Origin of the sequence: Streptomyces sp. CB02923 (genome assembly GCF_001905005.1) — a bacterium.
In the GTDB taxonomy this organism is placed as follows: domain Bacteria; phylum Actinomycetota; class Actinomycetes; order Streptomycetales; family Streptomycetaceae; genus Streptomyces.
This window is the reverse complement of the sequence record NZ_LWKZ01000027.1, coordinates 435,615-457,799: the sequence shown is the minus strand read 5'-3', so window position 1 is coordinate 457,799 and position 22,185 is coordinate 435,615. Positions and strand designations below refer to the sequence as shown.

The 22,185-nt window shown below is 72.6% G+C and carries 19 protein-coding genes; 12 read left to right on the top strand and 7 right to left on the bottom strand.

Going from position 1 to position 22,185, the window contains the following annotated elements:
- Nucleotides 1-18 precede the first annotated feature (18 nt).
- The 8 genes from A6A06_RS36950 (at nt 19) to A6A06_RS36915 (ending at nt 8,815) form a co-directional block, all read left to right on the top strand.
- The gene (locus tag A6A06_RS36950; protein ID WP_073767904.1) at nt 19-393 is read left to right on the top strand and encodes an FKBP-type peptidyl-prolyl cis-trans isomerase; all 375 of its coding nucleotides are present in this window, start codon (nt 19-21) and stop codon (nt 391-393) included.
- Nucleotides 394-533: 140 nt separating this feature from the next.
- Nucleotides 534-1,523, top strand: coding sequence for a helix-turn-helix transcriptional regulator (locus A6A06_RS36945; RefSeq protein ID WP_073767902.1), 990 nt, complete (start codon nt 534-536; stop codon nt 1,521-1,523).
- Between the two features lie 21 nt (nt 1,524-1,544).
- A complete protein-coding gene (locus A6A06_RS36940) occupies nt 1,545-2,495 on the top strand; it encodes a helix-turn-helix transcriptional regulator (RefSeq protein ID WP_073767900.1) in 951 nt (316 codons plus the stop codon).
- Between the two features lie 24 nt (nt 2,496-2,519).
- Entirely contained in the window at nt 2,520-2,780 is a 261-nt protein-coding gene (locus A6A06_RS36935) for a hypothetical protein (protein WP_073767898.1), read from the top strand.
- 154 nt (nt 2,781-2,934) lie between these two features.
- Entirely contained in the window at nt 2,935-3,138 is a 204-nt protein-coding gene (locus A6A06_RS36930; RefSeq protein ID WP_073767896.1) for a hypothetical protein, read from the top strand.
- Between the two features lie 220 nt (nt 3,139-3,358).
- Nucleotides 3,359-3,652: a Sec-independent protein translocase subunit TatA gene (gene tatA, locus A6A06_RS36925; protein ID WP_073767894.1), complete on the top strand. Its 294-nt coding sequence runs from the start codon at nt 3,359-3,361 to the stop codon at nt 3,650-3,652.
- A 70-nt stretch (nt 3,653-3,722) separates the two neighbouring features.
- Nucleotides 3,723-4,676: a twin-arginine translocase subunit TatC gene (gene tatC, locus A6A06_RS36920; RefSeq protein WP_073767892.1), complete on the top strand. Its 954-nt coding sequence runs from the start codon at nt 3,723-3,725 to the stop codon at nt 4,674-4,676.
- A gap of 1,325 nt (nt 4,677-6,001) precedes the next feature.
- Complete coding sequence (locus A6A06_RS36915; protein ID WP_073767890.1) at nt 6,002-8,815, top strand: DEAD/DEAH box helicase; 2,814 nt, start codon at nt 6,002-6,004, stop codon at nt 8,813-8,815.
- A gap of 14 nt (nt 8,816-8,829) precedes the next feature.
- Here the strand turns inward: A6A06_RS36915 and A6A06_RS36910 are convergent, their stop codons facing one another.
- From A6A06_RS36910 to A6A06_RS36900, 3 genes are all read right to left on the bottom strand, one after another.
- Entirely contained in the window at nt 8,830-9,483 is a 654-nt protein-coding gene (locus A6A06_RS36910; RefSeq protein ID WP_242441131.1) for a class I SAM-dependent methyltransferase, read from the bottom strand.
- A gap of 608 nt (nt 9,484-10,091) precedes the next feature.
- Nucleotides 10,092-10,949 (bottom strand): siderophore-interacting protein, encoded by an 858-nt coding sequence (locus tag A6A06_RS36905; RefSeq protein WP_073767888.1) that lies wholly within the window; start codon nt 10,947-10,949, stop codon nt 10,092-10,094.
- Nucleotides 10,950-10,997: 48 nt separating this feature from the next.
- The gene (locus A6A06_RS36900) at nt 10,998-11,912 is read right to left on the bottom strand and encodes a 5'-3' exonuclease (protein WP_073767886.1); all 915 of its coding nucleotides are present in this window, start codon (nt 11,910-11,912) and stop codon (nt 10,998-11,000) included.
- Between the two features lie 340 nt (nt 11,913-12,252).
- On the opposite strand from A6A06_RS36900, the gene A6A06_RS36895 reads away from it, so the two are divergent.
- From A6A06_RS36895 to A6A06_RS36885, 3 genes are all read left to right on the top strand, one after another.
- Nucleotides 12,253-13,434: a quaternary amine ABC transporter ATP-binding protein gene (locus A6A06_RS36895; protein WP_073767884.1), complete on the top strand. Its 1,182-nt coding sequence runs from the start codon at nt 12,253-12,255 to the stop codon at nt 13,432-13,434.
- Nucleotides 13,427-16,024 carry an ABC transporter permease/substrate binding protein gene (locus tag A6A06_RS36890; protein WP_073767882.1) on the top strand — a complete coding sequence of 866 codons (2,598 nt, stop codon included), beginning with the start codon at nt 13,427-13,429 and terminating at the stop codon, nt 16,022-16,024. Before A6A06_RS36895 ends, A6A06_RS36890 begins: the two co-directional genes overlap by 8 nt.
- Before the next feature lie 92 nt (nt 16,025-16,116).
- On the top strand, nt 16,117-16,860 hold the full coding sequence (locus A6A06_RS36885; protein WP_073767880.1) for a helical backbone metal receptor: 744 nt from the start codon (nt 16,117-16,119) through the stop codon (nt 16,858-16,860).
- On the opposite strand, the gene A6A06_RS36880 is transcribed toward A6A06_RS36885, so the two are convergent.
- Nucleotides 16,832-18,046 (bottom strand): TDT family transporter, encoded by a 1,215-nt coding sequence (locus A6A06_RS36880; RefSeq protein ID WP_199931392.1) that lies wholly within the window; start codon nt 18,044-18,046, stop codon nt 16,832-16,834. The two genes, A6A06_RS36885 and A6A06_RS36880, sit on opposite strands and share 29 nt — an antisense overlap.
- A 70-nt stretch (nt 18,047-18,116) precedes the next feature.
- Here A6A06_RS36880 and A6A06_RS36875 point away from each other — a divergent pair, with 70 nt between their 5' ends.
- Nucleotides 18,117-19,064 (top strand): LysR family transcriptional regulator, encoded by a 948-nt coding sequence (locus tag A6A06_RS36875; protein WP_073767878.1) that lies wholly within the window; start codon nt 18,117-18,119, stop codon nt 19,062-19,064.
- Nucleotides 19,065-19,085: 21 nt separating this feature from the next.
- On the opposite strand, the gene A6A06_RS36870 is transcribed toward A6A06_RS36875, so the two are convergent.
- From A6A06_RS36870 to A6A06_RS36860, 3 genes are all read right to left on the bottom strand, one after another.
- Entirely contained in the window at nt 19,086-19,781 is a 696-nt protein-coding gene (locus A6A06_RS36870) for a gamma-glutamyl-gamma-aminobutyrate hydrolase family protein (RefSeq protein WP_073767876.1), read from the bottom strand.
- Nucleotides 19,782-19,831: 50 nt separating this feature from the next.
- A complete protein-coding gene (gene eat, locus A6A06_RS36865) occupies nt 19,832-21,298 on the bottom strand; it encodes an ethanolamine permease (RefSeq protein ID WP_073767874.1) in 1,467 nt (488 codons plus the stop codon).
- 115 nt (nt 21,299-21,413) lie between these two features.
- Nucleotides 21,414-22,145 carry a FadR/GntR family transcriptional regulator gene (locus A6A06_RS36860; RefSeq protein WP_073768365.1) on the bottom strand — a complete coding sequence of 244 codons (732 nt, stop codon included), beginning with the start codon at nt 22,143-22,145 and terminating at the stop codon, nt 21,414-21,416.
- Nucleotides 22,146-22,185: the final 40 nt, after the last annotated feature.

Below are 22,185 nucleotides of genomic sequence, written 5' to 3'. Positions count from 1 at the left end.
TTTCGTAGGAGCACTTTCGTGAACATCGACAAGCCCGAGATCGACTTCCCTGAGGGCGACGCCCCCACCGATCTGGAGATCGTGGACCTGTGGGAGGGCGACGGGCCGGTCGCCAAGGCCGGGGACTTCGTCAAGGTCCACTATGTCGGGGTCTCCTTCAGCTCCGGCGAGGAGTTCGACGCGAGCTGGAACCGCGGCAACCCGCTGGAGTTCCAGCTCGGTGCCGGTCAGGTCATTTCCGGCTGGGACCAGGGCGTACAGGGCATGAAGGTCGGCGGCCGCCGTCGGCTGACCATCCCGGCGCACCTGGCGTACGGGGACCGCGGCGCCGGCGGCGGCCGGATCGCCCCCGGCGAGACGCTGATCTTCGTCTGTGACCTGATGTCCGTCTGAGAACGGCAGCAGCCGGCCGCGGCACAGCGGCGGCCGGCGCGCACCGAGGGCCCGTGCCGGGTGGCACGGGCCCTCGGCTTTGCCGCAGGTCCCCGGAGCGGTACGGTCATCGGTCGGGAGTCCGACAAGAAAGGGCGTCGATGGCCATTGCCAAGGCCGAGCGGCTGATGAATCTGGCGCTGTGCCTTCTGGGCACCCGTCGCCCGCTGACCAAACGTGAACTGCGGGCCTCCATCGAGGCGTACGTGGAGACGTTCGGCTCCGGGGACGCCGGTACGGGCAGCGACGACTCCTTCAACCGGATGTTCGAGCGCGACAAGGACGACCTGCGCGAACTCGGCCTGGTCATCGAAACCGTCGAAGGACTCGACGGGGAGACCGGCTATCTCGCGCGCCGGGACAGCAACCGCCTCCCCCCGATCACCCTGGACGCGGCCGAGGCCGCCGCCCTGGGACTCGCCGCCAAGATCTGGCAGCAGGCCCGGCTGGCCGGCGCCGCCAGCGGCGCGCTGCAGAAGCTGCGGGCGGCCGGCGTGCCCTTCCAGGACGACGACGCCTTCGAGGCACAGCAGCCCCACAGTGCCCTCGAACCCCGCATCCCGGCCCACGAGGCCGCCTTCGAACCGCTGATGCTCGCCTGCCGCGACCGCCGCCCCGTCGTCTTCGACTACCGCAAGTCCAACGCCGCCCGCCCCGAGCAGCGGCAGGTGGAACCCTGGATCCTGGAGTGCTGGCGCGGCCACTGGTACCTGGCGGGCTGGGACCGCGAGCGGCAGGCCGAGCGGGTCTTCCGGCTCTCCCGCATCACCGGCAAGGTCCGCTCCCGGCAGGGAAAGTTCACCGCCGAGGTGCCCGACCACGTCACGGTCCGCGAAACGGTGGAGAGCTGGGCGGGCGAGACCGCCACCGGAACCGCCCGCATCACCCTGCGCACCGACCACGGCTACCCGCTGCGCGCCCGCGCGCTGAGCATCCGTGAACTCGGCGACGGCTGGGACGAGCTGGAGATCCCGTACGGACACGGACTCGACGCCTGGCTCGTCGAGTTCGGGCCCGACGTGGTGGTGCTGGAACCCGCCGAACTGCGGGCCGACGTCGTGGACCGGCTGCGCGCCGTGGCCAAGGGCTGAGAGAGACGGGACGCACACTCCATGGCCACCAACGCCATCGACCAGACCCGGCGGATGCTGTCGCTGGTCACCTACCTGCGCGAGCGCCCCGGCGCCCGCGTCTCCGACGTCGCCCGCGCCTTCGGCATCTCCGAGGACGAGCTGATCGCCGACCTCGACGTACTGCCCATGTGCGGTACGAGCTTCCGCGGCGGCGACCTGCTCGACATCGACACCGACGGCGACCGCATCTGGTGGCACAACCCGGACGACGTCGCCGAACCGCTGCGCCTCGCCGCCGACGAGGCCACCGCCCTGCTGGTCGCCGCCCGCGCCGTGGCCACCCTGCCCGGACTCCGCGAGGGCGACCGGCAGGCGCTGCTGCGCGCCACCGCCAAGCTGGAGGCCGCGGCGGGCGAAGCGGCCGGCGCCAGCTCGCGGGTGTCGGTCACCTTCGAGTCCGAGGGCGGCGTCTTCGCCGACGTCGACCGGGCCATCGCCGAGCGGCGCCGGCTGTGGCTGCGCTACTACTCGCCCGCGCGCGACGAGCTGACCGAGCGCGAGGTGGACCCGATCCGGCTGTTCGCGGTGGGCCACACCTACGTCGAGGCGTGGTGCCGGCTCTCGGAGGCCCGCCGCACCTTCCGGCTCGATCGGGTCGCCGAAATCAAACTGCTGGACGCCCCCTCCGACCCGCCACCCGTCGAGCTGCGCGACCTGTCCGAAGGACTGGTGCAGCCCGCCGCCGAGGACCCCGAGGTCGTCATCGAGGTGGGGCCCGGCGGGCGCTGGGTGGCCGAGTACTACCCGCACGACAGCGCCGAGGAACAGTCCGACGGCGGCCTGCGCATCACCCTGCGCACCCCCGAGCCCGCCTCGCTGCGGCGGCTCGCGCTGCGCCTGGGCCGGGACGGCCACATCGTCTCACCGCAGGCGCTCGCCGACAGCGCGCGGCAGGCGTCCCGGCAGGCCCTCGCGGCGTACGGCGAGTAACGCGCGAAAGGGCGGGCGGCAACGATGACGACGACCATGGCGGGCGCGATGCCCACGGCCCTGACCGGCCCGGTGCTCTTCAAGGCGGCCTGCCCCGACTGCCGCGGCCGCTTCGAGCTCGCCTCGGACGCGCTGCGCCTGGCCATCGGCGCCAGCAGCCGTACCACCTTCTACTCCTTCACCTGCCCGGACTGCGGCAGCGCGGTCCGCAAACCGGCGGGGGAGCGGATCATCGAGCTGCTCACGGGCGGCGGGGTCCGCACCCTGCGACTGCACCGCGGCTGATCCCATCCGGCCACCGACTCCTCCCGGCCACCGACCCGACCCGGCCACGACCCAACCCGGCCGTCGACCCCACTCGGCCACCGACTCCAACCCGTCGGATATGACCCACTTCTTGTGGGATTCGTCACGTCCACACCCCCGATAGGCTTCGCCCATGCTCTGGCCCATGATCGCCATCGCCCTCGGCTTCCTCGGCATCGCCGTCCTCGGCATCCTCGCCGTCCGCGTCTTCGTGGAGGTACGGCGGCTCGCCCGCCAGGTCGGGCAGACCTCGGCGCGCATCCAGCGGGCCGCCGAGGACCTGGAGCGGGCGGCGACGCCACTGGCCGCGCGAGCCCACGAGTCGGGCCGGGACTGATATCGCGGACTGCTACCGCACCCTGCTGCTACGGGTGTGCGGGCGGTACGCTGCTGTTCGCAGTTCAGACCGCGAGGCGGTGGCGGAAACCCGCAGTACGTACGTCCCTTGCCGCCCGTTCACCGCCGAACGTTACGATCGCTGTCAGCACTAGCACGCCAGTCCGACCCCCACGGCAGGCACCGAAGTAGACGCCGACCCGGCGAGAAGGTAGTCGCACATGCTCAGCAACCTCAGGGCCCCCGAGATCATTCTGATCCTCGTCGTCATTGTGCTGCTGTTCGGCGCGAAGAAGCTCCCGGACATGGCACGTTCGCTCGGCAAGTCGGCCCGCATCCTCAAGAGCGAGGCCAAGGCCATGAAGAAGGAAGGCGGCGAAGGCGGCGAGGCCGCCAACAAGGACGCCTCCTCCTCGGCCGACTCCCAGGCCGCGCCGCGGACGATCCAGGCCTCCCCGGGTGACGTGAACAGCTCGCGCCCCGTCGCCGAGCCGAACCGCACCACCCAGAGCTGACCCGGAGCCGACCCAGCTCCGCCGGCCCGGTCGGCCGGTGGCGGCTGATTGCACGAGACGAGGACGTGGGTTGCTCAAGTCTGCCCGCAAACAGGAGAAGGACCCCGAGGGGCGGATGCCGCTCGCGGAGCACCTGCGTGAGCTGCGCAACCGGCTGCTGAAGTCGGTCCTTGCGATCGGCGTGGTCACCGCCGTGGCCATGCTCTATTACAAGGACATCGCCCACTTCATCACGGGCCCGGTCATCGAGAGCGTCGGCTGCCCGCGCGGCACGGCTGCCAACACGCCGCCCGACCATCCCTGCGCGCAGATCACGGCGCAGGGCATGCTGGCGCCCTTCACGATCCTGCTCAAGGTGTCGCTCACCACGGGCGTCGTCATCGCCAGCCCGGTCTGGCTCTACCAGCTGTGGGCGTTCCTCGCGCCCGGCCTGCACAACACCGAGAAGAAGTACGCGCTCAGCTTCGTGGCGGCCGGCGCCCCCCTGTTCCTCGGCGGCGCCTACCTCGCCTACGCGGTGCTGCCCACCACGGCCGCCGCGCTGGTCGGCCTGACGCCCAGCGAGTGGTCCAACCTCTTCCCGGCGGACGAGTTCCTGGACATCGTCACGCGGATGGTCGTCGTCTTCGGCCTGGCCTTCGAGCTGCCCCTGCTCCTCATCCTGCTGAACTTCGGCGGAGTGATCACCGGGCGCCGGGTGCTGAGCTGGTGGCGCTTCATGGTGCTGGGCATCACGATCTTCGCCGCGCTCGCCACGCCCACCGGCGACCCGCTGACCATGGGCCTGCTCGCGGCCCCGATCGTGCTCCTGTACTTCGGCGCCGTAGGTGTCTGCCTGTTCAACGACCGCCGCCGCCGACGCGCCAACCCGGACCGGGAACTGGACGACGACGAGGCGTCGCAGCTCGACCTGACCCCCGAGAGCATCGACGGCCTCGACCCGGCCACCGGCCACCGGATGCTCCCGGAACAGTCCACCGGCGACACACCACCACGCCGCAACGGCTACGACGACGCGACGTAGCGCACCCCGGCCAGGAGAAGAACACTCCGGCCACGGCCGAGCCGACGAGAACGAGCCCCGCAGCCACCTCTGCGGGGCTCGTTCTTGTTGGGCGGGGCGGTTCCGCCCCTGACTGTGAGCCGGGGTGGTTCCGCCCCCGCCCCGCTCGTGAGCCGGGGTGGTTCCCCCCCCGCTCGTGAGCCGGGCAATTCCGCTCCCGCTCGTGAGCCCTTGCGGGCTTCGTGGTTCCCGTGCGGGTCCTGCGTTTTTGTGGCCTCTGCGGTTCCGGTGCCGGTCCTGCGCCGTGCGGGCTTTGTGGTTCCGGTGCTGGTCCTGCGCCGTGCGGGCTTTGTGGTTCCGGTGCTGGTCCTGCGCCGTACGGGCTTCGCGGCTCTCGCGCTGGCCCTGCGTTTTTGTGGCCTCTGCGGTTCCGGTCCTGCGCCCTGCGGGCTTCGCGGCTCTCGCGCTGGCCCTGTCCCGTGCCGGTCCAGCGGGCTTCGCGGCTCCCGCGCTGGCCCTGCGCCCTTGCGGTCTCTGCGGCTCTCGCGCCCTTACGGCTCCATGGCGTCCGCGCGGCTTCGCGCCCCTACGGGGCGAATCGAACGTGATCGTCCCCCCGGCGGGGGAATACCCACAGGAGCGGGGCGATACCCGCGGGTGGCGGGGTGGCGGGGTGGCGGGGTGGCGGGGTGGCGGGGTGGCGGGGTGGCGGGGTGGCGGGGCCGCGGACTGCGGGGCGGTGGGCTGTGGGTGGAAGGGCCGCGGGCGACAGGTCGCGGGGTCGCAGGTGGCGAGCGATGGGGGCGCTGGGTCGCAGGCAGCGGGGCGGTGGGCTGTGGGTGGCAGGGCCGCAGGCGACAAGCCACGGGGTGGCGGGTGGCGGGTGGCGGGTGACGGGGTCGCTGGGCCGCAGGCAGTGGGGCAGCAGGCCTGCGGGACTGCGGGTGGCAGGGCCGCAGACGACAGGCCGCGGGGTCGCAGGTGGCGGGCGATGGGGTCGCTGGGCCGCAGGCAGTGGGGCAGCAGGCCTGCGGGACTGCGGGTGGCAGGGCCGCAGACGACAGGCTGCGGGGGCGCAGGCAACTGCCCGCCGGGCCCCCGACCCCGAGCCCCCGGCCCCGAGCCCCGGGCCCCGACCCCGAGCCCCCGGGCCCCGGCCCCCCGGCCCCCGGCCCGTCGGCGGGAGCCGTACCGGGGGCGTGGGGCCCTCTCCGGGGCCCCGGACCCGTGGGTGTCGGTGGGGGAGTGGTGCGTGCCGGGGAGGGCCGGTAACCGGGGAGGGCCGGTAAAGGGCGTCCATAATGATCGGCTCGTTGTCAGAGGTGGCCGGTAGGCTCGTAAGCACGATGACCGAGGACATGTCCCCTGCTGAGCGCTACGCCGCCGCCAAGCTGCGGGCGGCCGAGCAGGCCACCGCACTCGCCCCTTTCCGTGAGATGTACGACTTCGCGCTGGACCCGTTCCAGATCGAGGCGTGCCAGGCCCTGGAGGCCGGGAAGGGCGTGCTGGTCGCGGCCCCGACCGGATCCGGCAAGACGATCGTGGGCGAGTTCGCCGTCCACCTGGCCCTGGAGCAGGGCCGTAAATGCTTCTACACCACGCCGATCAAGGCGCTGTCGAACCAGAAGTACCAGGACCTGGTGCGGCGCTACGGCGCGGACCGGGTCGGCCTGCTGACCGGTGACAACAGCGTCAACTCCGAGGCGCCGGTGGTCGTGATGACCACCGAGGTGCTGCGGAACATGCTGTATGCGGGCTCCCAGTCGCTGACCGGCCTCGGCTATGTGGTGATGGACGAGGTGCACTACCTCTCCGACCGCTTCCGCGGTGCCGTCTGGGAAGAGGTGATCATCCACCTGCCCGAGTCCGTCACGCTGGTCTCGCTGTCCGCGACGGTCTCCAACGCGGAGGAGTTCGGCGCCTGGCTGGACACGGTCCGCGGCGACACGGAAGTGATCGTCTCCGAGCACCGCCCGGTGCCGCTGTGGCAGCACGTGCTCGCCGGGCGCCGGATGTACGACCTCTTCGAGGAGCGTGAGGGCCGATCCGGCGCCGGGCGCCGGGAGGTCAACCCCGACCTGGAGCGGCTCGCGCGGATGGAGAACAGCCGCCCGACGTTCGGCCGGGACAAGCGCCGCGGCCGCAACCTGCGGGAGGCGGACCGCGAGCGCGAGCGGCGTCAGCGCAGCCGTATCTGGACGCCCGGCCGGGCCGAGGTGATCGACCGGCTGGACAACGAGGGCCTACTGCCCGCGATCACGTTCATCTTCAGCCGGGCCGGCTGCGAGTCGGCCGTGCAGCAGTGCCTGTATTCCGGGCTGCGCCTGAACGACCAGGAGGGGCGGGCCAGGGTCCGCGCCATCGTGGAGGAGCGCACGGCCGGCATCCCGGACGAGGACCTGTATGTCCTGGGCTACTACGAGTGGCTGGAGGGCCTGGAGCGGGGCATCGCCGCCCACCACGCCGGCATGCTGCCGACGTTCAAGGAGGTCGTCGAGGAACTGTTCCTCAAGGGCCTGGTCAAGGCCGTCTTCGCGACGGAGACGCTGGCGCTCGGCATCAACATGCCCGCGCGTTCGGTCGTCCTGGAAAAGCTGGTGAAGTGGAACGGCGAGCAGCACGCCGACATCACCCCCGGCGAGTACACCCAGCTCACCGGCCGTGCCGGGCGCCGCGGTATCGACGTCGAGGGCCATGCGGTGGTGCTCTGGCAGCGAGGCATGGACCCGGGCGCCCTGGCGGGCCTGGCCGGTACGCGTACGTATCCGCTGCGCTCGTCCTTCAAGCCGTCGTACAACATGGCGGTCAACCTGGTCTCGCAGTTCGGGCGGCACCGTTCGCGTGAGCTGCTGGAGATGTCGTTCGCGCAGTTCCAGGCCGACAAGTCGGTCGTCGGGATCTCGCGGCAGGTGCAGAAGAACGAGGAGGGCCTGGACGGCTACAAGGAGTCCATGACCTGCCACCTCGGCAACTTCGAGGAGTACTCGCGGCTGCGCCGGGAGCTGAAGGACCGTGAGACGGAGCTGGCCAAGCAGGGCGCGGCGCAGCGCCGGGCCGCGGCCGCCGCGGCGCTGGAGAAGCTCAGGCCGGGCGACGTCATCCACGTACCGACGGGCAAGTACGCGGGGCTGGCGCTGGTGCTGGACCCGGGCATGCCGTCGGGCCGGACCAACGGCCACCGCGGCCACGACGCGCACGACGGGCCCCGGCCGCTGGTGCTGACCGCCGAGCGGCAGGTCAAGCGGCTGGCGTCGATGGACTTCCCGGTGCCGGTGGAGGCGCTGGACCGGATGCGCATCCCGAAGTCCTTCAACGCGCGCAGCCCGCAGTCGCGCCGCGACCTGGCGTCCGCGCTGCGCACGAAGGCCGGGCACATCGCGCCGGAGCGGCACCGCAAGCAGCGGGCGGCGGCGGCCGACGACCGGGACATCTCGCGGCTGCGTACGGAAATCCGGGCGCACCCCTGCCACGGCTGCGACGAGCGGGAGGACCATGCGCGGTGGGCCGAGCGGTACCACCGGCTGCTGCGTGACACCCGGCAGTTGGAGCGCCGTATCGAGGGCCGTACGAATACGATCGCGCGCACCTTCGACCGTATCTGCGGTCTGCTGACCGAACTTGACTACCTGGAAGGTGACACGGTCACGGACGAGGGCCGGCGGCTGGCGCGGCTCTACGGCGAACTGGACCTGCTGGCGAGCGAATGCCTGCGCGCCGGTGTCTGGGCCGGGCTGGGCCCCGCCGAACTGGCGGCCTGCGCCTCGGCGCTGGTCTACGAGGCCCGCCAGGCGGATGACGCGGTGGCGCCGAAACTGCCGTCCGGCAAGGCGCGGGACGCGCTCGCCGAGATGGTGCGGATCTGGGGCCGGCTGGACGCCCTGGAGGAAGCCCACAAGATCAACCAGGCGGAGGGCGTCGGCCAGCGCGAGCCGGACCTCGGCTTCGCCTGGGCCGCGTACCGCTGGGCCTCCGGGTTCGGCCTGGACGAGGTGCTGCGCGAGGCGGAGATGCCGGCCGGTGACTTCGTGCGCTGGTGCAAGCAGCTCATCGACGTCCTCGGCCAGATCGCCGCGGCCGCACCGCCCGAGGTGGGCCGCAACGCTCGCAAGGCCGTGGACGCGGTGCTCCGGGGCGTGGTGGCGTACTCGTCCGTGGGGTGAAGCTGTCGGCCCGGTCAGGCCCGGCCGGGCCGGGCCGCGTCCGCGGAGGCGGTACGCGGCCGGACGGTGACCTCCGCGTACCCGGCGGCGGCCGGCAGGGGCTGCACCTGGCGGCCGAGCAGCGCGTTGCCGCCCGCCGCGGCCTGCAGACCGACCTGGTGGCCGATGACCACACGGGCGTGGGCGCTGTCCGGATGGAAGAACGCCGACCCGTGGTCCCCTTCGATGACGGTGATGCCGCCGCCCGGCCGCAGCACGCGCCGCAGGTCCGTCAACGTCCGTCCGGGGTCCGGCAGATGCTCCAGGACGAAGCAGACGAAGAGGTGGTCGAAGGGGGCGTCCGCGTACGGCAGGGCGGTCAGGGCGGCCTGCTGCCGGCGCACCGTCGCCGCGTGCGGACGGGCGGCGAGGCGGGCGTGGGCCTGGGCGAGCGAGTCCGCGGAGATGTCGACCGCGGTGATGCGCGCCCCCGGACCGGACGCGGCCAGGTGCACCGTCTGGGCGCCGACTCCGCACCCGGCCTCCAGGACCCGGCTGCCCGCCGGGTACGCCGTCCCCGCGTGCAGGAGCGCCGCGAGGGTGCCCGCCTGGCCGGTCAGCCGTCGGGCTTCCTGGTCCGAATACCTGCGGAGCACGGCGACCGGCATCGCGGAGGGGGCGGCGGTCATCGGAAGCGTGCTGGCGTGAGCATGCGGAAGCGTACGGCGCCGGGCGGGGCGCCTCCGTACGCGGCCGGTGCGCCGGACTCGTACGGCGTGTCGCACGTGGTGCGTACGCCCGTCCGACACGCCGTACATGCCTCCGGTTCCCCAGCGACGACGCGGCGGAGCGCCGCCCGCCCCGTGGACTCCAAGGATGCCGGACCCCGCTCGCGATCCCGTCCTGCTCTTGGAAAGCCAGGCTGTACGGGCCCAAGGCCACTGCTCCGCAGAGTGACACGCCGCCCCGGCAACATGTGTACGGTCCCGGCCACACCCGCGGGACGGGAAGGGTGGAGGCACGGCCCGGCGGGGAGCGCATTCCGCAGCGAGCGGTGACGGCGTGTCGGAATGCCCTGACCGGCGTGGTGCACGGCGAGTCGCGGCGTGGCGCGGCGTCGGCGGAGCGGACTGCTCGGCGCGGTCCGGCCGCGGTGTACACCGGCTTCTCGGCCGTGGCCCGAAGTTCGCTTACCCGCAACACCCGGTCACCGAACCCCGGCAGCAATGGGCGCGGCCTCCGCGTCGTGCCGTCGGAGGCCGCTGCGGCCCGGCGAACCGGCCGGGCCGGTGCCGGGTCAGGAGGCGGCGGGAGCGGTGGTCTCCTGCTCGGCCTCGACCTGCTGGTTCCACAGCTGCTTGGACGCCTGCCAGCCGTCCTCGTCGTGCCCGTTGCGCCAGTAACCGGAGATCGACAGGTCCTCGCGCGGGATCTCCCGCTCGACGCGCAGCAGCTTGCGCAGCTCCTTGACGAAGCCGGCCTCGCCGTGCACGAACGCGTGGACCCGGCCCTGCGGGAAGTCCAGCGCGCGGACGGCCTCGACCAGGCGCTCGCCGACCGGCGTGTCGCCGCGGTGCAGCCAGGTGATCTCGGCGCCGGCCGGCGCTTCCAGCTTCTGCTCCTCCTCGGGGCCGGCGACCTCGACGAAGGCCCGTACGGGTACGTCCTCCGGCATCCGGGCCAGGGCGGCGGCGATGGCCGGCAGGGCGCTCTCGTCACCGGCGAGCAGGTGCCAGTCGGCGTCGGCGTCGGGGGCGTACGCGCCGCCGGGGCCGAGCAGGAGTGCCTCGTCGCCCGGACGGGCGTGCGCCGCCCACGGCCCCGCGAGGCCCGCGTCGCCGTGCACCACGAAGTCGACCGCCAGCTCCCGCGTGTCCGGGTCCCAGGTGCGCACCGTGTACGTACGGGTCTTGGGCCACTGGTGGCGCGGGAAGGCGGCGCGGATCTCCGCGATGTCCAGCGGCTGCGGGTAGGCCACGCCGGGAACCGGGAAGACCAGCTTGACGTAATGGTCGGTGTACTCGCCCGCCGAGAACTCCGCCAGGCCGTCACCGCCCAGCACCACCCGCACCATGTGCGGCGTGAGCTGCTCGGTGCGCAGCACCTGTGCGTGAATGAGCTTGGGCTTCTTGCGGGCCGGACGCTCTGCTGCCACGACGATCTCCCCTGCCACGGTCTTATTAGGTATACCTAACCTAACAGTTCAGGGGCGGAGCGTCGCGAGGAGCCTCTGCAAAGAGCCACCCAGGCCCCACTGTTCCGCGAGCGCTTCCAGCCGCTCCGGGTCGGCCGGTTCGCCGGGCAGCGCGGCGTCGAAGTCCGGCAGCGCCACGTCGGCGGCGACCTGTACGACCTTCGGCGCGACCTCGACGTACGGCCGTGCCTCGGTCAGCCGCTTGCGCTGCGACGGGGTGAGCTTCGACGCCGGGTCGTCGGCCGCGGCCATGATCCCCGCCAGGTCCCCGTACGCGTCCAGCAGCTTGGCGGCGGTCTTCTCGCCGATGCCCGGCACGCCCGGCAGGCCGTCGCTGGGGTCGCCGCGCAGCAGCGCCAGATCCGCGTAGCCCGGCCCGTCCACGCCGTACTTCTCGCGCAGCAGGGCCTCGTCGGTCATCTGGAGGGTGCCGACGCCCTTGAGCGGATACAGGATGCGGATGCCGCGCCGGTCGTCGGCCAGCTGGAAGAGATCGCGGTCGCCGGTGACGATGTCCACCGGCCCGGTGGCGCGGGCGGTGAGGGTGCCGATGACGTCGTCCGCCTCGTACCCCGCGGCGCCCACCCGCGCAATGCCGAGCGCGTCGAGCACCTCCTCGATCACCGGGACCTGCGGGGAGAGGGTGTCCGGAATCTCCTCCGCGTCCGGCTCCGGGGAGCCGGACGGCGCCTCCTCGGCGACGCGGTGCGCCTTGTACGAGGGAATGAGGTCGACCCGCCACTGGGGACGCCAGTCGAAGTCCATGCAGGCCACCAGGTCGTCGGGCTGGTGGTCCTGGACGAGGCGGGCGATGAAGTCCAGCAGCCCGCGCACCGCGTTGACCGGGGTGCCGTCCGGGGCCCGGACCGACTCCGGTACGCCGAAATAGGCGCGGAAGTAGAGGGAGGCGGTGTCGAGGAGCATCAGGCGTCGAGTCACATCCCGCATGATGCCGTACCTCCGGGGCCGTGCCCGCGGTGGCGTGCCGCCGGTGCCGTGCCCGCGGGGGAGCGCCCGCGATGCCGTGCCGCCGGTGCCGTCGCCCGGTGTCCGCGCGCGGGGCAGGGAGCGGAGCCATAAGCGGCCTTGATGTGAACTGGGTCACTAAAGAGTTTGTCATTTTCGAAAGGGGGCAGGCGCGCGGCCGGAGCGGACCCGGTGGATTTTCAACATTTCCACCGGTTAACGGCGGGCCCGACCCGTACCGCGCCACGACCCGCCGACGGGGGAGTCGGGTCGTACACAGTCAACTCGAGAGGTGTATGTGGCCAGGCTGCAAGCCGAGCACGTGTACAAGGTGTTCGGAAGACGACCCGAGGACGCGGTGCGGCGGCTCGAAGACGGCGCGAGCCGCGACGAGCTGCGGGCCGACGGCACGACCGCCGCGGTGATCGACGCGTCGTTCTCCGTGGACGAGGGTCAGATTTTCGTCGTCATGGGTCTGTCCGGATCCGGTAAGTCCACGCTGCTGCGGACCCTCAACGGGCTGCTGGAGCCGACGTCCGGAAGCGTCCGGTTCGACGGTCAGGACCTGACGTCGATCAGCGACAAGGAACTGCGCAAAGTCCGCTCCGAGAAGATCTCCATGGTCTTCCAGCACTTTGCGCTCTTCCCGCACCGCAGCGTGCTGGAGAACGCCGCGTACGGGCTGGAGGTGCAGGGCGTACCGCGCGCGGAGCGCCAGGAGCGCGCCACCGAGGCGCTGCACCTCGCCGGCCTCAAGGGCTGGGAGAAGTCCTGGCCGGACGAGCTGTCCGGCGGCATGCAGCAGCGCGTCGGGCTCGCCCGCGCGCTGGCCACCGACGCCGACCTGCTGCTGATGGACGAGTCCTTCAGCGCGCTGGACCCGCTGATCCGCCGCGACATGCAGGATCAGCTCCTGGAGCTCCAGAAGACGCTGAAGAAGACCATCGTCTTCATCACCCACGACCTGAACGAGGCCATGCGCCTCGGCGACCGGATCGCCGTCATGCGCGACGGCCGGATCGTGCAGATCGGCAGCGCCGAGGACATCCTCCTCACCCCCGCCAACGACTACGTCGCCTCCTTCATCCAGGACGTCGACCGCTCCCGGGTGCTCACCGCCGGGGCCATCATGGTCGACACCGAGCAGGTGCTGGGCTCCACGACGGACAGCGGCGAGGAGATACGCACGGCCGCGGACTTCCTGGCCGCCACACCCGCCAAGGTCCACCGGGACACGCCCGTCGCGGAGCTGTTCGCGCCCTGCGCGGCCGGCGGCGTGCCGGTCGCCGTGACCGGCACGGACGGCGAGCTGGTCGGCGCGGTGCCGGTACAGCGGCTGCTGACTGTGCTCGGCGAGAACGGGCAGCAGGACGCGGACGCCGGGACGGCGAAGAAGACCGAAGACGCCGGGAAGGCGGAGGCCGCCAAGGCTCCGGCCGGGTCCCGCAAGCCCGGGGACAAGGTGACCGCCGATGCCTAGGATCGATGTCGGCTCCTGGGCCAACACCTGTGTCGAATGGCTGCGCCACCACCTCACGTGGCTCTTCGACTTCGTCTCCCACGTCCTGACGGCCATGTACAACGGCATCGAGGCGGTCCTCACCGCCCCGCAGCCGTTCCTGCTGATGGGCATCTTCGCGGTGCTCGCCTGGTGGCTGCGCGGTCTGCCGGCCGCGGTCGCCACCTTCGTGGGCTTCGCGCTGATCGACTCGATCCAGCAGTGGGAAGCCACCATGCAGTCCCTGTCGCTGGTGCTGGTGGCCTGCATCATCACCATCGTCGTGGCGGTGCCGCTCGGCATCTGGGCGGCCCGCAACCGCGTCGTCAGCGGTGTGCTGCGCCCGGTCCTGGACCTGATGCAGACGATGCCCGCGATGGTCTACCTGATCCCCGGCATCCTCTTCTTCGGCATCGGCGTGATGCCCGGCATGGTGGCGACCGTCATCTTCTCCATGCCGCCCGCCGTCCGCATGACCGAGCTGGGCATCCGCCAGGTCGACGGCGAGCTGGTCGAGGCGGCGGAGGCGTTCGGCACCCACCCGCGCCGCACCCTCTTCCGCGTGCAGCTGCCGCTGGCGCTGCCCACGATCATGGCCGGTATCAACCAGGTCATCATGCTGGCGCTGTCCATGGTCGTCATCGCCGGCATGGTCGGCGCCGAGGGGCTCGGCTCGTCCGTCTACAACGCGGTCAGCTCCGTGAACGTGGCCCTGGGCTTCGAGGCCGGTCTCGCCGTCGTCATCCTCGCCATGTACCTGGACCGGATGACCGGCGCCCTCAACGAGCGGGTCTCGCCGCTGGGCCGCCGCGCGCTGGCCAAGGCGCAGGCGGCGCTGGGCGGTCTGAAGTTCCTGTACTGGAAGCCCGGTACCTCCGTCGCGATGGTCGGCGTGGTCGTCCTCGCGCTGGTCGCGGGCGGTCTGAACGTCTTCGGCAAGGAAGGCGCGAAGACCGACGGCGGCGGCCGCCCGATCACCCTCGGGTACGTCAACTGGGACGAGGGCAAGTCCACCACGTACCTGTGGAAGGAAATCCTCGAACAGCGCGGCTTCAAGCCGAAGGCGCAGGCCCTGGAGGCCGGCGCGCTGTTCACCGGGCAGGCCCGCGGCGACATCGACGTGCAGACCAACGCCTGGCTGCCCACCACGCACGCCGAGTACTACAAGAAGTACAAGGACAAGCTGGAGGACCTCGGCGCCTGGTACGACAAGACGTCGCTGGAGATCGCGGTCCCGTCGTACATGAAGGACGTCAAGACCCTCGACGACCTCAAGGGCAGGGCCGGGGAGTTCGGCGGCAAGATCACCGGCATCGAGCCGGGCGCCGGCGAGATGAAGATCCTCAAGGACAAGGTCCTCAAGGACTACGGCCTGGAGGGCGAGTACAAGGTCGCCGAGTCCAGCACCGCCTCCATGCTCACCGAGCTGGACCGCGCGTACGCGGCGAAGAAGCCGATCGCCGTCACGCTGTGGTCGCCGCACTGGGCGTACGACAAGTACGGCCTGACCAAGCTCAAGGACACCAAGGGCTCCTTCGGCTCCGGTGACAGCCTGCACCTGCTCGGCCGCAAGGGCTTCGCCAAGGACGAGCCCGAGGTCGCCAAGTGGATGAAGAACTTCCACCTGGACGAGAAGCAGCTCACCAGCCTGGAGAACGACGTCAAGAGCGCCGGCGAGGGCCACGAGCAGGACGGCGTGCGCACCTGGCTGAAGAAGAACCCGGGCCTGGTCGACAAGCTCGCCCCGTCGGCGAACGCCTCGTACGCCAAGGGCAAGGACGCCGGTGCGGCGCCGAACATCGGCTACCCGGCGTGGGACGAGGGCATCGCCACCACGTACCTGTGGAAGAACGTCCTGGAGAAGCGCGGCTACAAGCCGAACATCCGCAACCTGGACGTCGGCCCGATGTGGACCGGCCTGTCCAGCGGGCAGATCGACGTCGAGTTCGACGGCTGGCTGCCGGTCGCGCAGAAGCAGTACTGGGACCAGTACAAGAACGATCTCGTCGATATCGGCGCGTGGTACGACAAGACGTCGCTGGAGATCGCGGTGCCGTCCTACGTCAAGGGCGTCAAGACGCTGGACGACCTGCGCGAGCACCAGGACGAGTTCAAGGGCAAGATCATCGGGATCGAGCCGGGCACCGGTGAGATGAAGCGCCTGAAGAGCACCGTCGCACCCGCGTACGGCCTCCAGGACTTCCAGGTCACCGAGGCCGGCACCAGCTCCATGCTGGCCGAGCTGGACCGCGCCTACGCCAAGAAGGAGCCGGTCGCCGTCGTGCTCTGGTCGCCGCACTGGGCGTACAGCAAGTACGACCTGACCAAGCTCGCCGACCCGAAGCACACCTGGGGCGACAACAACCAGATCAAGTCGCTGGGCCACAAGAGCTTCCCGGAGAAGTTCCCGGAGTTCAACGGCTGGCTGAAGAACTGGAAGATGACCCCCGACGAGCTGGGCAGCCTGGAGAAGGACATCCAGGACGCCGGCAAGGGCCACGAGAACGACGGCGTCGAGAAGTGGATCGACGCCCACCCGGGCATCGTCGACAAGATGGCGCCCGTGAAGTGAGGCGCTGAGCGCCCCGAGCCCTGCCCCCGGCCGTCCGGCCGGGGGCAGGGCTTTTCGCATCGGGCCCCGCGTTGCCCGCGTACGGTGGGGCGATGACGACCGGTCACCGCAGCACCCCGCGCGTGGTCTCCCTCGTGCCCTCGCTCACCGAGGCCGTGGCCGCCACCGCGCCCGAACTGCTCGTCGGCGCCACCGACTGGTGCAGCCACCCCGCCGGACTGGACGTGCCGCGCGTCGGCGGCACCAAGAACCCGGACACCGCCCGGATCGCGGCCCTCGCGCCCGACCTCGTGCTGGCCAACGAGGAGGAGAACCGGGCGCCGGACCTCGGCGCGCTGCGGGCCGCCGGACTGGACGTCCTGGTCACCGAGATCCGGGACCTGGACCAGGCGCTGCGCGAACTGGACCGGGTCCTGGTGCGCGGCTGCGGGCTGCCCAGGCCCGGCTGGCTGGACGACGCGGCGGACGCCTGGCGGGACCTGCGGGCCGGGGCGGCGGACGCGCGCGGCGCGGTGGTGCCGATCTGGCGGCGGCCCTGGATGGTGCTGGGCCGGGACACGTTCGCGGGCGATCTGCTCGCCCGGCTGGGCGTGGCCAATCTGTACGCGGACCACGCCGACCGGTACCCGCGCGTCCCGGTCGGGGAGCTGAACGCGCGCGGCGCCGAGCTGGTGGTGCTGCCGGACGAGCCGTACCGCTTCACCGCGGACGACGGCCCCGAAGCCTTTCCGGGGCTGCCGTCCGCGCTGGTCAGCGGGCGTCATCTGACGTGGTACGGGCCGTCGTTGGCCGAGGCGCCGGGGGTGCTCAGGGCCGCGCTGGACGCGGCCCGCTGAGCGGAGCGGAAGCCGGAGCCGGAGCGGAAGCCGGGGCCGGGGCCGGGGCCGGAGTGGCCGGCGGCGGCATCAGCAGCCGACCGCGCGCCAGCCCCAGCGCGGTACGGACCCCGGCCACCAGCCAGGCCGCCACCAGGACCGCGAACAGCCCCACCGCGAGCCAGGTGAACGCCGTCAGCCCCGTGTGCCGCGCCAGGCCCGCCGCGCCCGTCACGCACGTACCGACCGGGAAGGTGAACCCCCACCAGGTCATCGAGAACGTCATCCCGCGCCGGAAGGCCCGTACGACCAGCGCCGTCGCCAGCGCCAGCCACAGCAGCGCGAAGCCCATCACCGGCACGCCGTACAGCAGCGCGAAGCCGCTCATCGCCCGCGCGTACCCGGCGCCGACCGCGCCCGGCGCGGCGTCGGCGAGGTTGTTGACCGCGGTCGTGGACTGGCCGAGCGGACCGAGGACGAGGAACAGCGTCGGGGTCAGCGCGAGCGGCAGCGGACCGTGGTGGATCAGCCGGGCCAGCACCAGCGGCAGCACCAGCAGCGTGGCCAGCAGCGACATCCCGAACAGCGCGTAGCAGGCGAGCACCATCGCCTCCTGCCACTGGCCCGCGGGCAGATGCGGCACCAGGGCCGGACCGAGCGCCGCCGAGACCATCGGCGCGACCAGCGGCAGGAGCCACACCGGGGACGCGGTACCGGCCTCGATCCGGTGCCGCGCCACCATCAGGTACGGCACCGCCGCGGCCGCCGCGAGCCCGGTCGCCGTACCGGCGCACCACAGCACGGCGTCGGCGGCGACGGCGGCCCGCTCGCCGAGCACGTCGGAGCCGACGGCGAGCGTCCCGCCGCCGACCGCCAGCAGCGCCATCGCCAGACAGCCGTAGAACGGCGCCACCGCCGGGTCCAGCAGGTGGCGTCGCGCCTGGTCGGCGTGGCGGGCCCAGTGGACGGTACGGGCGGCCAGCAGGACCAGCAGCAGGACGCCGGAGAGCGCCCAGACGGCGACGTACGCGCCGCGCAGGCCCGCGGAGCGCAGCGGCAGGGTCGCGCCGGCGTTGGCGACGATGGCCGTGCCCATGACGGCGGCGTACCAGTTGGGACCGAGGTGACGCAGGGCGGGCGGCGCGCCGGAGGAGCGGGCGGGGGAGCGGGGGCCGGTGCGCGCGGGGGACTGCGTCAGGGTTGCCATGCCTCCAGGGTCGTGCCGCGCACCCCCGCCCACCAGGACCCTCGTGTCTATGAGGACATAAGGTGGGGTTATGACCAGCGTGCACGACGAACGCCCCGCCGCGGGCCCCGCGACCCCGCTCTCGCACCGCGTACCGGACCTCGGCGCGCTGGAACTGCTGCTCGCCGTCGCCCGGCTCGGCAGCCTCGGGCGGGCCGCCCGCGAGCGGGGCATCAGCCAGCCCGCCGCCAGCAGCCGCATCCGCTCCATGGAACAGCAGCTGGGCGTGGCCCTCGTCGAGCGCTCGCCGCGCGGTTCGCGCCTGACGGACGCGGGGGCGCTGGTCACGGACTGGGCGCGGCGGGTGGTGGAGGCGGCCGAGGCGTTCGACGCGGGCGCGCAGGCGCTGCGGGGGCGCCGGGACTCGCGGCTGCGGGTGGCCGCCAGCATGACCATCGCCGAGTACCTGCTGCCCGGCTGGCTCATCGCCCTGCGCGCGCAGCGCCCGGACACCGCGGTGTCCCTGCTGGCCGGGAACTCCGCCGCGGTCGCCGAACGGCTCCTCGCGGGCGAGGCCGACCTCGGGTTCGTGGAGGGGCTGGACATACCCGCCGGGCTGGACGGCGCGGTCATCGGCCACGACCGGCTGGTGGTGGTCGCCGCGCCCGCCCACCCCTGGGCCCGGCGCCGTACGGACCTGACGGTGGCCGAGCTGGCCGCGACCCCGCTGATCCTGCGCGAACGCGGCTCCGGCACCCGGCAGGTCCTGGACGCGGCCCTGGCCGGGAACGGCGGACTCGCGGCGCCGCTGCTGGAGCTGGCCTCCACGACGGCGGTCAAGGCAGCGGCGGTGAGCGGCGCCGGGCCGTCGGTGCTGAGCGAACTGGCCGTACGGGAGGAACTGGCGGCGCGGCGGCTGGTCGAGGTCCCCGTGCTCGGCCTGGGCTTCGGCCGCGATCTGCGGGCCGTCTGGCCGTCCGGGCAGCGGCCGGCGGGCCCGGCCCGCCACCTGCTGGGGCTGACCCGGGCCCTGCCGTGACCAGGTGGCCGTGCGGCCGTCTCAGGAACCGCCCGCGGCTCCCACCAGAGCGTCCATCACCCGGGTGTCGTCCCCGGCCTCCGGATGCCACTGCACGGACAGCACGAAGTGCCCGGCGCCGGGCAGCTCCAGGGCCTCGACCGTGCCGTCCGCCGCGTACGCCGAAGGGAGCAGGCCGCTGCCGAGCCGGTCCACGGCCTGGTGGTGGTACGTCGGCACGGACACCGCCTCCGGCAGGATGCCGCCCAGCAGGGTGTCCGGCACCGGCTTGACGTCGTGGCGGCCGAAGACGCCGACGGGCCCCGCGTGCCCGTCGATGTGCTGGACGAGCGTGCCGCCGAGGGCGACGTTCAGCAGCTCCATGCCCCGGCAGATGCCGAGCAGCGGTACGCGCGCCTCCAGCGCGGCCGCGATCAGCGCCAGCTCCCAGGCGTCCCGGTCGCGCGCCGGGGGACCGGTGCGGGGGTCGGCGTCGGCCCCGTACCGTACGGGCTCCACGTCCGGGCCGCCCGCGATCACCAGGCCGTCCAGCCGGGCGACGGCCGCGGCCGCGGTGCCGGGGTCGCCGGGCGGCAGCAGCGCGGCGAGGCCGCCGCAGCGCTGGACGAGGCGGTGGTAGCCGGCCGGGAGCACCGCGGCGGGCAGGGCCCAGACGCCCCAGCGGGCGTCGTCGGCGACGTAGGTGGTGACACCGATGAGGGGCGGGGGTGTGGGCACGGGTCCTCCGGATGGTGTGAGTACGGGGATGGGCTGCTGCGGGCCGCCGGTCAGCCGCGTTCCAGCTCGGCCTCGGCCGCGGCGAGTGCCGCGAACTCCTCCTCCGGGGCCGCCGCGACGAGCCGGTGCCGGGACCAGAAGGCGAAGTAGGCCAGGGCGACGGCGTAGACGCCGAGGGCCATGAGGGCGGCCTGCTTGTCGACGAGGAACGTCGCCACCAGCGCGGCGCAGGCCAGGACGAAGGCGGTCGACGAGGTGAGGATGCCGCCGGGGGTGCGGTACGGGCGCGGCAGCCGCGGCTCGCGGCGGCGCAGCACGATGTGCGAGAGCGACATCAGGGCGTAGGAGATGGTGGCGCCGAAGACGGCGATGTTGAGCATCCGGGCGCCGTCGCCGGTCGCGGCGGCCAGCGCGAAGCCCAGCGCGCCGGGCACCAGCAGCGCGAGGTACGGGGCCTTGCGGCGGCTGGTGAGGGACAGGAAGCGGGGCAGGTAGCCGGCCCGGGAGAGCGCGAACAGCTGCCGGGACCCGGCGAAGATCAGGGAGAAGAAGGAGGCCACCAGGCCCGCCAGCCCCGCGTAGTTGACGATGCGGGAGACGGTGGTGGGCTCACCGTGCGGCTGGAGGGCCTGCACCAGCGGGTCGCCCACGGACTGGATGGCGGCGGAGCCCCGGGCCCCGGTCGCGGCGACGAAGGTGACCAGCGCGAGCAGCAGCAGGATGCCCATCGCGGCGGCCATCGCCTTCGGCAGCGTACGGGCCGGGTCCCTGGTCTCCTCGGCGGCCAGCGGTACGCCCTCGACGCCGAGGAAGAACCACATGCCGAACGGGAACGCCGCCCAGATGCCGAGGACGCCGAACGGCAGCCAGGAACTGGAGCCGAACGCGCCGGAGTCGACGGGGATGTCGTCCAGCGCGCTGACGTGGAAGTCGCTGAGCGCGCCGACCGCGAAGACGACGACCGCGGCGACCGCGACGGCGGTGACGGCCAGGCTGAAGCGCAGGGCCTCGCCCACGCCCCACAGGTGGATGCCGATGAAGACGACGAAGCAGGCCAGATGGACGGGCCAGCTGGAGGTCAGCCCGAACAGGCCGAGGGATTCGACGTAGTCGCCGATGAAGATGGAGATCGCGGCAGGTGCGAGCACGTACTCGATGAGGATGGCCGTACCGGTCAGGAAGCCGCCCCAGGTGCCCAGCGCGCGCCGCGCGAAGCCGTAGCCGCCGCCCGCCGTCGGCAGGATGGAGGCCAGTTCGGCCAGCGCGAAGACCAGACACGTGTACATCAGGCCCATCAGGACCGCGGCGATGGCCAGGCCGCCGAAGCCGCCCTGCGCCAGGCCGTTGTTCCAGCCGGAGAAGTCACCGGAGACGACGTAGGCGACGCCCAGGCCGGTGAGCAGGAGCGGGCCCGCGCTGCCGCGCCGCAGGGTGCGCTTCTGCAGGTAGGCGTCCTGCGGTGCGGAGGCGCCGGCCGCGGAGGGCGGTGCGGTACGGGGATTCGTGCTGTCGGCCATGAGCCGCTCCTGCCTCGCCGAGGGGGTGCGTGAGGAGGGAAGTGCAGTAATGGTTCAGCTGCATACCTTTGCGCCGTGGTGTGGCCGAGCGCAAGCCCCCTGCGTAAAAGACTGGTTACGACGGCGGGCCCGTCAAGAACCCCCGCAGCAGCGCAGCCGTGCCCGCGCAGTGCTCGCGCATCACCTCCCGCGCGCCGTCCGCGTCCCCCTCCAGCACCGCCTCGACCAGGGCGGTGTGCTGCGCCTGCGAGTGCTCCAGGTTGCGTACCAGCAGCGGGATGCAGTCCAGCAGTTCGTTCACGCCCGCCCGCACCGCGGCGTACTGGGCCGCCAGCGACGGCGAACCGGCCAGCTCGGCCAGCGTCAGGTGCAGCATCGTGTCCCGCCGCCGGTACTCCGCCAGCGGCGCGTCGTGGGTGGCCGTCAGCGCCTCCCGCAGCCGGCGCGCCCGCGCGCCGTCCAGGCCGTGCGCGGCGCACAGTCCGGCGGCACCCACCTCCAGCACCTCGCGGAACCGCAGGATGTCCTCGACGTCGACCTTCTCGACGCGGCGCCGCAGCTCGTCCTCGCCCGCGGTCACCCGGCGCGGCGTGACGAACGTGCCGCCGTACCGGCCGCGCCGGCTCTCCACCAGACCCTCGTCCTGGAGGACCTTGAGCACCTCGCGCAGCGTCACCCGGCTGATCTGCAGCCGCTCCGCCAACTCCCGCTCCGCGGGCAGCCGTTCGCCGCCGGGGACCAGGCCGAGCCGGACGACCTGGAGTATCTGCTCCAGTGCCTCCTCGAACCCGTTGCCCGCCCGTACCGGCCGCAGCACGGGCGCCAGCCGGTCCGCCGGGCCCTTCACCGGACCGCCTGCCGCGGCGCCCGACACGCCGTTGTCCGCA